This window comes from Pseudomonas sp. 44 R 15, assembly GCF_900004965.1.
GTDB classification, from domain to species: domain Bacteria; phylum Pseudomonadota; class Gammaproteobacteria; order Pseudomonadales; family Pseudomonadaceae; genus Aquipseudomonas; species Aquipseudomonas orientalis_A.
Genome location: NZ_CVTU01000115.1, coordinates 129,712 through 139,579 on the forward strand (window position 1 = coordinate 129,712; position 9,868 = coordinate 139,579).

6 protein-coding genes are annotated in these 9,868 nt (G+C 63.0%); 4 read left to right on the top strand and 2 right to left on the bottom strand.

Annotated elements, in window-relative coordinates:
- Positions 1-112: 112 nt before the first annotated feature.
- Positions 113-3,964, bottom strand: a complete 3,852-nt coding sequence (locus BFP93_RS24300; RefSeq protein WP_065895223.1) for a sensor domain-containing protein — start codon at positions 3,962-3,964, stop codon at positions 113-115.
- 285 nt (positions 3,965-4,249) lie between these two features.
- Here BFP93_RS24300 and ettA point away from each other — a divergent pair, with 285 nt between their 5' ends.
- Entirely contained in the window at positions 4,250-5,914 is a 1,665-nt protein-coding gene (gene ettA, locus BFP93_RS24305) for an energy-dependent translational throttle protein EttA (protein ID WP_065886915.1), read from the top strand.
- 248 nt (positions 5,915-6,162) lie between these two features.
- Here ettA and BFP93_RS24310 read toward each other — a convergent pair whose 3' ends face one another.
- Positions 6,163-7,074 carry a LysR family transcriptional regulator gene (locus tag BFP93_RS24310; protein ID WP_065895219.1) on the bottom strand — a complete coding sequence of 304 codons (912 nt, stop codon included), beginning with the start codon at positions 7,072-7,074 and terminating at the stop codon, positions 6,163-6,165.
- Between the two features lie 95 nt (positions 7,075-7,169).
- Between BFP93_RS24310 and BFP93_RS24315 the strand changes: the two genes are divergently transcribed.
- The 3 genes from BFP93_RS24315 to BFP93_RS24325 all read left to right on the top strand — a co-directional run.
- Entirely contained in the window at positions 7,170-8,363 is a 1,194-nt protein-coding gene (locus BFP93_RS24315; protein WP_065895220.1) for an MFS transporter, read from the top strand.
- A 34-nt stretch (positions 8,364-8,397) separates the two neighbouring features.
- Positions 8,398-9,222 carry a hypothetical protein gene (locus tag BFP93_RS24320; RefSeq protein ID WP_065895221.1) on the top strand — a complete coding sequence of 275 codons (825 nt, stop codon included), beginning with the start codon at positions 8,398-8,400 and terminating at the stop codon, positions 9,220-9,222.
- Between the two features lie 32 nt (positions 9,223-9,254).
- The coding region (locus tag BFP93_RS24325) for an MFS transporter (RefSeq protein ID WP_141688008.1) at positions 9,255-9,868 on the top strand (614 nt) is incomplete at its 3' end.

The window sequence follows — 9,868 nt, forward strand, 5'->3', positions numbered from 1 at the left end:
GACTGTGCCGGCCTCATCGGGGGCAAGCCCCCTCCCACACTTGAATGTGTTCGCAGATCAAAATGTGGGAGGGGGCTTGCCCCCGATGAGGCCAGTGGCCTCACCACACATCTCAGTCAAACATGAACAGCGCATCATTGCTGAACTGCGCCTCGAACCGATTCGCCGGCATCGGCCGCCCGAACAGGTAGCCCTGCACTTCATCGCAGCCATGCTCGCGCAGGAAGTCCAACTGCTCGTGGGTTTCCACGCCCTCGGCGATCACCGCCAGGTTCAGGCTGTGGGCCATGGCGATGATGGCGCGGGCGATCTGCGCATCCTGCTCGCCGGAGGGCAGGCCGTCGACGAAGGTGCGGTCGATCTTCAGGACGTCGATGGGGAATTGCTTGAGGTAGTTGAGCGATGAATAACCGGTGCCGAAGTCGTCGACCGCAATGCTCAGCCCCAGGTTTTTCAGGCTGGCGAGGATCTGCATGGCTTCGTTGACTTCGCGCATCAGGATACTTTCGGTCAGCTCCAGCTCCAGGCACGCCGGTGGCAGGCCGGTGTCCTTGAGGATGGTGGCGATGCGCGTGCCCAACTGCCCGTCGGAGAACTGTCGCGCCGAGATGTTGACCGAGACTTTCGGCACCCGCACTTTGTTCTGGTGCCAGGTCTTGAGCTGGCGACAGGCTTCGCTGATCACCCAGTCGCCCACATCCACCACCAGCCCCAGCTCTTCGAGCACCGGAATGAAATCCCCCGGCGGCACCAGGCCGCGGCGTGGATGGCGCCAGCGCAGCAGGGCTTCGGCGCCGGTCAGGCGTTTGCCGTCGCCGCTGAACTGCGGCTGGTAATAGAGCACGAATTCGTCCTGTTCCAGGGCGTGGCGCAGGTCGCTTTCCAGTTCCAGGCGTTCCAGGGCGCTGGCGTTCATGTCGGCCTGGTAGAACTGGAAGTTGTTCTTGCCGCGTTCCTTGGCGTGGTACATCGCCGTGTCGGCGTTTTTCATCAGTTGGCTCAGCTCGTTACCGTCCTGGGGGCTCAAGGCGATGCCGATACTGGCGGTCACGAAGAATTCGCGGCCTTCGAGCACGAACGGCTTCACCAGGCTGGCCAGGATCTGCTCGGCCACGGTGATGGCACGGTTCAGCGCCATTTCGCGGTTGATACGCGGTTGCAGCAGCAGGGTGAACTCGTCGCCGCCCATCCGCGCCACGGTGTCGTCTTCGGCCACGCAACCGAGCAGGCGCGTGGCCATTTCCTTGAGCATACGGTCGCCCGCGGCATGGCCCAGGGAGTCGTTGATCGGCTTGAAACGGTCGAGGTCGAGGAACATCAGCACCACCCACGATTTCTGCCGCTCGGCCGATTGCAACGCGGTGTGCAGGCGGTCCTGGAACAGCGTGCGGTTGGGCAGGTGGGTCAAGGCGTCGTAGTAGGCCAGGCGGTGGATGCGCTGTTCGCTGGCCTTGCGCTCGCTGATATCGCTGAAGAAACACACGTAGCTGGCCAGGTCGCCTTCATCATCGAACACGGCCGTGATACCGACCCAGGCCGGGTAGTGCTCGCCATTGCGGCGCTTGAGCCACACTTCACCTTCCCAGGTGCTGTGCTGGTGCAATTGCTTGAGCACGTAGCGCAGGTGGGCTTCCTGCTGTTCGTCGACGGTGAGCATGTTCGGCAACTGGTCGAGTACATCGCTGACGGCGTAACCGCTGACCCGGCTGAAGGCTTCGTTGGCCTGTACGATATAGCCGGCCGGGTCGGTGATCAGGATCGCCGAGGTGGAGTGTTCGAACACCGTGGCCGCCATGCGCAGGTCTTTTTCCGCGCGGCGTTGCTGGCTGATATCACGGCCGACGCCGAGGATGCCTTCAAACGCGCCATGTTCGTCCCACACCAGCACCACGCGCAGCTCGATCGGCACTTTGCGCCCATCGGCGCGCAGGCAGTCGAACAGGAACAGTTGGGTCTGCACCTCATCGCGCAGGCTGTTCAGCGCCTCGGGATTACCCACGGCACGGCTGACCTGCTCCATCAGGCCGTACATGCCGGTGAGCTGCTGCGGGTTGGCAATGATCGACTGCCAGCCGTTCTTGAACACCCAGTCCACGTCGTACCCCAGCACGGCGTTGACCGATGGGCTGACGTAGTTGAGGGCCAGTCGGCTGTCGGTGGAACAGATCACGTCACTGATGCTTTCGGCCAGCATGCGGTAGCGTTGTTCGCTGTCGCGCAGGGATTCGCTGGCCTCGATCTGGTCGGTGATGTCCTTGGCCACGCCGATGATCCGTGTGACCGCCGCCGAGGTGTCCGTGGCCAGGGCCTGTTCGCGAATGTCGAAGCGTCGCCACTGGTTGTTGCGGTGACGAAAGCGCAGCTGGCAGTGCAGTTGGGTCGTATAACCCACCTCGCGTTGCTGTTGACGCGCGTCCTGGTAATGCTCGGCGTCTTCGGGGTGCAGCAGGATTTCCCAGAAGTACTCCCCCATTTTCTGCAGTTCGGCTTTGTTGTAGCCGAGGGTATGGCCCAGGTGATGGTTGCTGAAGATCATGCGCTGGCTGACCACGTCCTGCACATACAGGTGGTCGGGCACGGTGCGTACCACATCCGACCAGAAACTCTCGCGCTCGACCAGCGACAGCTCGATCAGCTTGCGGCTGGTGATATCGCTGATGCTGAGGATGACCGCCCTGATGTCATCCTGCTGTTCCGGCAGACGCATGACCAGCCACAGGTATTGTTCATTGCCCGCCACATCGTTGAGCTGGATTTCCAGCTCCAGTTGTTTTTGCCGGGTCAGTACGGCTTCCAGCACCTGGTGGCCGATCGAGGTGGCATTGTGCGGGCCATCGTCAATCAGGCGCTCCCAGGCCTGCTCGCAGGAGCTGACGCCCAACAGGCGCACCGCCATCTGGTTGATCTCGGTGACGCGCAACTCCTTGAGCAGTTTGCGCCGCTCGGCGGGGTTGGCCTGCATCCAGGCATGCAATTGTTCGCTGTCCTGCACCTGAGGCTTGTCGCAGAACGCCTTCACGCCCGACAGATCGAGTACGCACAAGGCCACGCCGGTGCCTTCGAAAATATCCTGGTAACGTCGGCGGCCCTCATTCACCTGGCGCTGGCGCCGACGCATGTTCAGCAGCACGATCACCGGGATCAGCGAAAATGCCAGGCCCAGCAGGCATTTGCCGATAAAGGCCGGCAGCAGTTGTTCGAGCACCGCGCTGCGGTCGAACAGCCCGTGCAGTTGCCAGTCACTTTTGCTCAAGGGTGTGACCAGCACACTTTTATTCAACTCGTCCGGGGTCAACGCAGTGGCCCAGGGTGCTGGCATGCCGCTGTCGCGGCTGACCACGCGGTGGTTCAGGCGGTTCTCGATCGCCCACATCGGGCGCTGGCCCTGGGCATCCTGGCGCGTCAGGTTGGCCAGGTAAGTGGGCGTCAGGCGCAGTGCCCAGTACAGTTTCGAGCCACCGCTGGGCTGGTGCAGCAACAGATAGATGACGGTGCCGTCGCTGTCGTTGCTCAGGTAATAGGCTTGGGCGTGGCTGCGCTTGACCAGTTCTTCGAGCAGGGCGCTGTCCTGGCTGTCGCCGGCGGTGTCGCTGATCAGCGCGCCGCTGGGGGCGAGGAGGGCGAAGCTGCGCAATTCGGGAAATGAGCGCTGCAACGTGCGCATCAGGGCCTGTTGTTGTTCGGCGTTGCGCGGCGGCTCGACCATCGGCAGCAGATTCAAGGCGATCTGTGCGCTCAGGGCCATGTTCTGGCTGATCTGTTCGGCCAGGTCGGCGCTGTAGTCGATGGTGTATTGCTGCTGGTTTTTCTGGTTCTGCTGCAATTGGTCGAGCAGTTGCCAGAACAATAACGCGAGCAACACCAGCACAAGCGTCGCCAACGCGCCTTTAAAGGTGCCGTGCAGGGGCGCTCCTGGCGCTAGATGAGCGGCGCGCAAGGGCGTGGGCGGCGTGACTTTGGACAAGCTGTGATCCTGCGGTTGGCTGGACTGGCGCGCGACGTGCACTATAAGCCGGACGCCCGGAGGGCGGCTAGCATGCCTTGAGTTGTGGCAAAGTGCCAGTCCCGCCTGGCTGGACTGCCCCAGCGCATTCAGGTAGCTTTGCCGGTTACGCGGGGGCGTTCCAGCCCCAGATATTCAGGCTTTTTTTCGCTCGCCGGCATTGATGATAGTCAACGGCCCGCGCGGCGCATGGCCTGGCACGGGCTTCGTCCGCTTAATTCATCAGTCACTGACGCTAGGTTCACCATGGCTCAATACGTCTTCACCATGCATCGGCTGGGAAAAGTTGTTCCGCCGAAGCGGGAAATCCTGAAAAACATTTCGCTGTCCTTCTTCCCAGGCGCCAAGATCGGCGTGCTCGGCCTCAACGGTTCGGGTAAATCCACGCTGCTGAAAATCATGGCCGGCGTCGACACCGAGTTCGAAGGCGAAGCCCGCCCGATGCCGGAGCTGAACATCGGCTACCTGCCCCAGGAGCCGATCCTGGATCCGACCAAGACCGTGCGTGAAGTGGTCGAAGAGGCCGTCAGCGTGATCAAGGACGCCCAGGCGCGCCTGGACGAGGTCTACGCCGCCTACGCCGAGCCGGATGCCGACTTCGACAAGCTGGCCGCCGAACAGGCCAAGCTCGAAGCCATCCTGCAGGCCGGCGACGGTCATAACCTGGAGCGCCAGCTCGAAGTCGCCGCCGACGCCCTGCGCCTGCCGGCCTGGGACGCCAAGGTCGAGTTCCTGTCCGGTGGCGAGAAGCGCCGCGTGGCCCTATGCCGCCTGCTGCTGTCGGCTCCCGACATGCTGCTGCTCGACGAACCGACCAACCACCTGGACGCCGATTCCGTCGCCTGGCTGGAGCATTTCCTGCACGATTTCCCGGGCACCGTGGTAGCGATCACGCACGACCGTTACTTCCTCGACAACGTCGCCGGCTGGATCCTCGAACTCGACCGTGGCGCCGGTATCCCTTACGAGGGCAACTACTCCGGTTGGCTGGAAGCCAAGTCCGACCGTCTGGCCGCCGAATCCAAGCAGCAATCGGCCCATGAAAAAGCCATGAAGGAAGAACTGGAGTGGGTGCGCAAAGGCGCCAAGGCCCGTCAGTCCAAATCCAAGGCCCGTCTGCAACGCTTTGAAGAAATGCAGTCGCAGGAATTCCAGAAGCGCAGCGAGACCAACGAGATCTACATCCCGGCCGGTCCGCGCCTGGGTGACAAGGTCATCGAGTTCAAGAACGTTTCCAAAGGCTACGGCGACCGCGTGCTGATCGACAACCTGTCGTTCTCCATGCCAAAAGGCGCGATCGTCGGCGTTATCGGCGGTAACGGTGCGGGTAAGTCCACGCTGTTCCGCATGCTGATGGGCAAGGAAACCCCGGATTCGGGCAGCATCGAGATCGGCGAAACCGTGCAACTGGCCTGTGTGGACCAGAGCCGTGAAGACCTCGATGGCAGCAAGACGGTATTCCAGCAGATTTCCGACGGCTCCGACCAGATCCGTATCGGCAACTATGAAATCCCGGCGCGTACCTATGTGGGCCGCTTTAACTTCAAGGGCGGCGACCAGCAGAAGTTCGTCAAGGACCTGTCCGGTGGTGAGCGTGGCCGCTTGCACCTGGCCCTGACCTTGAAAGAGGGCGGCAACGTGTTGCTGCTCGACGAACCGTCCAACGACCTCGACGTTGAAACCCTGCGTTCCCTGGAAGAAGCCCTGCTGGACTTCCCGGGCGCCGCCATTGTGATCTCTCACGATCGGTGGTTCCTTGACCGCGTGGCGACTCACATCCTGGCTTACGAGGATGATTCGCAAGCGGTGTTCTTCGAAGGTAACTACACCGAGTACGAAGCGGACCGTAAAAAGCGCCTGGGCGAAGCCGCTGCCCAACCGCACCGGGTACGCCACAAGAAACTGGCCTGATTCGGCAACGGGCGCAGCTTCGGCCGCGCCTGTACGCAGCAGCCTGTAGAAAAATACCCCTCACGCAGGGTAATGCTGTTCAGTTAAGCGTACATCGCCCTCTGTAGGAGCGAGCTTGCTCGCGAAAAACGTCAACGATAACGCGTGTGTCCTGATTGAACGCGGCGCCTGTGGTTTTTCGCGAGCAAGCTCGCTCCTACAAAAACTGAACGGCATTACCCTCGCGCAGGGGTATTTTTTTGCCCGGATTAAGCCAGCGCCGGCCGGCCTTGCAGCATTTCACCGACCACCCCCATGAACGCCTCGACCAGCAGCGAGCGTGATTGCGAGCGCGTGAGGATCAGCAGGTGCACCCAGGCTTCGGGGTCTGCCAATGGTCGGTAGACCACGCCTTGCCTGGCCAGCGTGCGGGTGCACTGGGGCACCAGCGAGACACCCTGGCCTGCCGCCACCAGGGCGATGATCGAGGTGATCTGGCGCCCCGCGGGGCCCGGGCGCAACGCCAGGCCGTGGCGTTGATACAGCTGCTCGATGGAACCGTTGAGGCCCGAACCGTAATCGCTGGGGAACAGAATCAACGGGAACTCACTGAGCTGGGCGAGGGTGACTTCGTCCTGGCCCGCTAATGGGTTGTCGCTGCAAAGCGCTGCGACCAGAGGTTCCTGCCCCAACGACAACACCTCGACGTCGGTTTGCCCGGGCTCCGGCAGCAGGCGGCTCATGCCGATGTCGATGCGACCGTCCAGCACGTGCGCATGCAGGCTGCCGGAAGCGCTCTCCACCAGGGTCAGTTGCACCTCGGGAAAACGCTGGGCGAAGGCTCGCAGGGTTTGGCTGAACAGCTCCGACAGCGCGATGGAGCTGGCATAGCCGACGACCAGTTGGCCGGTGGCGCCGGCGGCCAGCTTGGCGGCAATGTCCTGCGCGAGCCGGGCGTGCTCCAGCGCGGCGCGGGCATAGGGTAGAAAGTGCCGGCCCTGGGCGGTCAGGGTGACCGTGCGGCTGGTGCGGTCGAACAGACGAAAGCCGAGCTCGGTTTCCAGGGCCGAGATCTGCCGCGTCAGGGGCGGCTGGGCGAGGTGCAGGCGCTGCGCCGCGCGACCGAAGTGCAACTCTTCGGCGACCGTCAGGAAGTAACGTAACTTGCGTAAATCAAGCATTCTGTTTCCTGGGTATTGATCGGTCCGAATTCGGTATTGGTGTTCGCCACGCTGGGCATTCTATAAAGATCCTCGACAATAAGACGAGAGGTCCCATGAACCCGCGCTTGCATCACGCCCGCCTTGCCGTGTTTCTGTGTGGCTGTGCGGCGTTCCTCAATCTCTACGCGACCCAGAGCATCCTGCCTGTGTTTGCCCAAAGCTTCCAGGTGAGCGCCCGGCAGGCCGGGTGGAGCATTACCGTGACCACCCTGGCGGTGGCGCTGACTGCGCCGTTTGTCGGGCGCCTGACCGGACGTTTCGAGCAACGCACAGTGATTGTCGCGGCCGCCTTGCTGCTGGCGCTGCCGACGCTGCTGACGGCCTATGTGGACAGTTTTGCCGAGCTGCTGGTGTGGCGGTTTATCGAGGGTATGTTGATCCCGGTGGTGTTCGCCACCAGCGTGGCCTATATCGGCGACCGCTGGCGTGCAACGACCGTCACCGAGATCACCAGCCTGTACGTCGCAGGTACGGTACTCGGCGGGTTTGCCGGGCGCTTTGTCTCCGGGGTCATGACCCAATATGTCGGCTGGCGCGAAGCCTTCGAGCTGTTGGCAGTGATTAGCCTGGCGGTGGGCCTGCTGATCCTGTTGTTGCTGCCGGCCAATCCAGTGGCACGTCCCAACCTTGCGGTCGTGGGCGCGCGCGGGGTGCGCCGGCTTTTGCGCAAACCCTTGCTGGCGGCCTATGGCGTCGGTTTCTGCGTGCTGTTCTCACAAGTCGCCACCTTTACCTATGCCGGGCTGTATCTCAGCCAGGCGCCGTTCAACCTGGGCGCCGCCGCCTTGGGGACACTGTATGCCGTGTTCCTGCTGGCGCTGGTGGTGATTCCCATTGCCGGGCGCTTGAGCAAATCGCGACCGCAATCGCAGTTACTGAGTGCCGCCGTGGCCCTCGGGCTCTGCGGGTCGGCCCTGACCTTATTGCCGTCCCTGTGGCTGATCGTGCTGGGCCTGGCCCTGAGCTCGACCGGCGTATTCCTGGCCCAGGCCTGCGCCAATGCCTACATCGCCACCACGGCCGGGCAGGACAAGTCCGGCGCCGTAGGCCTGTACCTGACCGGCTATTACCTGGGCGGCAGCGCCGGCGCCGTGGCCCCGGCGCTGCTCTGGGAGCAGTGGGGCTGGCCGGGCTGCGTGGCATTGATCGCAGGTTTTCAGTTGTTGTCGCTGGTGATCGCCCTGCTGGGCTGGAAACCGGTAAACACCCAGGCGCTGATCGCCGGCCAACGCGGCAAACCGGCCTGATGTTTCATCCAATAAAGGATTATGAGAGGTGAATATGACTGACACCCTGATCAAACGCAGCCAGTTGTTGAAGATCGTCGAACCGGTATTGAATGACATGCCGGCCAGTACCTTGCGGCATGCCCTGTTCGAAGCCTTCTGGGCTGAGGAAGAGGCGCTGATGGATATCGAAGAGGCTTTTGCGCGACTCACCTCGCGTCGGCATTCGCCGGCGGTACTGCGCAAGTTCTTCGCCAGTTGGTCCAAGACCAATAATTCGGCGGCCAGTGTGTCCGGCCTGGCCAATCGGATTACGTTGCTGGCGCGTTGCGACGCCGGTTCCGCTGCCGCCGCGCAGCTGTACCGCGCTTGCGGCAGCCTGCAGCGCATCACCGATGAAGACTTGGGCGCGTTGGGCAACACCGTGCACGCGGACCTGTTCTACACCATGGCGACCGCGCTGTGCGGCGATGACCAGTGGATGTTGAAGGACAATTGCCTGCCCTCGGCCCAGGCCTTCAAGGATTGGACCGACAGCCGTCGCCTGCGTGATCGCGACCTGTTGCAGGGCTTGCTGACCACGTTGATCCACGAGGTGTATACCCACGGCGAAGTGGAGTTCATCCATCCGATGTACTCGCAGTGGTTCGTACGGGACATGGGCGTGCCGCCGGAAAAATCCCGGGCGACGGTGGCCTGGGTCACCGTGCACACCGGCGGCACCGAGAGCAACCATTTCGCCCATGCGGTGGCGGCGGTGAACGAGTTCACCAGCGCCCTGCAGGTTGAAGTGGACCCCGCCACGGCGCGCGATATTTTTGCCGAATACCTGCAGCGTAAAGCCAGCGTGATGAACGACTGTGCGAAGTTGCTGGGTTGACCCGGCGTTCTGCCTGAGAGCCACTGACCCGAATGAACACCCTGAAGCACACCGCCGCCCCGTCGTTGTCGCCGCCTGACCCGGCAAGCGTGCGTCGCCGTTCCCTGGTGGCCGGTTGCGGCGCGCATGCCGTGCACGATGGGCTGACCGATGTGATCTACGTGTTGTTGCCGATCTGGCAAGCGCAGTTCGGCCTCAGTTACGCCCAGGTCGGCCTGTTGCGCGGTGCCTATGCGGGCATGATGGCCGGTTTCCAGCTACTGGCCAGCCGCGCTGCGGCGCGCTGGGGGCGCGAACGTCTGCTGGTGGGCGGCACTGCGCTCGCGGGCCTGGCCTATCTGCTGGCCGGCCAGGCCGGTGGGCTGGCGGTGCTGCTGGTGGCGCTGCTGCTGGGCGGTCTGGGTGCAAGTACGCAGCACCCGCTGGCTTCGTCGCTGATCACCGATACTCACGAGGCGGGCGGGGGCGTCAAACAAGCGCTGTCGCAGTACAACTTCAGCGGGGATATCGGCAAGACCCTGATCCCGGGGTTGATCGGCCTGTTGCTGGCGGTCATCAGTTGGCGCGCCAGTGTCACCCTGCTGGGTGTACTCGGGCTGCTGGCGGCCGGCCTGTTGTGGTGGCTGATCCCGGCGCGCACCGAGGG

Coding starts and splice junctions, on each gene's coding strand:
- ettA (WP_065886915.1), top strand. CDS start 4,250: ATGGCTCAATACGTCTTCACCATGCATCGGCTGGGAAAAGTTGTTCCG.
- BFP93_RS24310 (WP_065895219.1), bottom strand. CDS start 7,074: ATGCTTGATTTACGCAAGTTACGTTACTTCCTGACGGTCGCCGAAGAG.
- BFP93_RS24315 (WP_065895220.1), top strand. CDS start 7,170: ATGAACCCGCGCTTGCATCACGCCCGCCTTGCCGTGTTTCTGTGTGGC.
- BFP93_RS24320 (WP_065895221.1), top strand. CDS start 8,398: ATGACTGACACCCTGATCAAACGCAGCCAGTTGTTGAAGATCGTCGAA.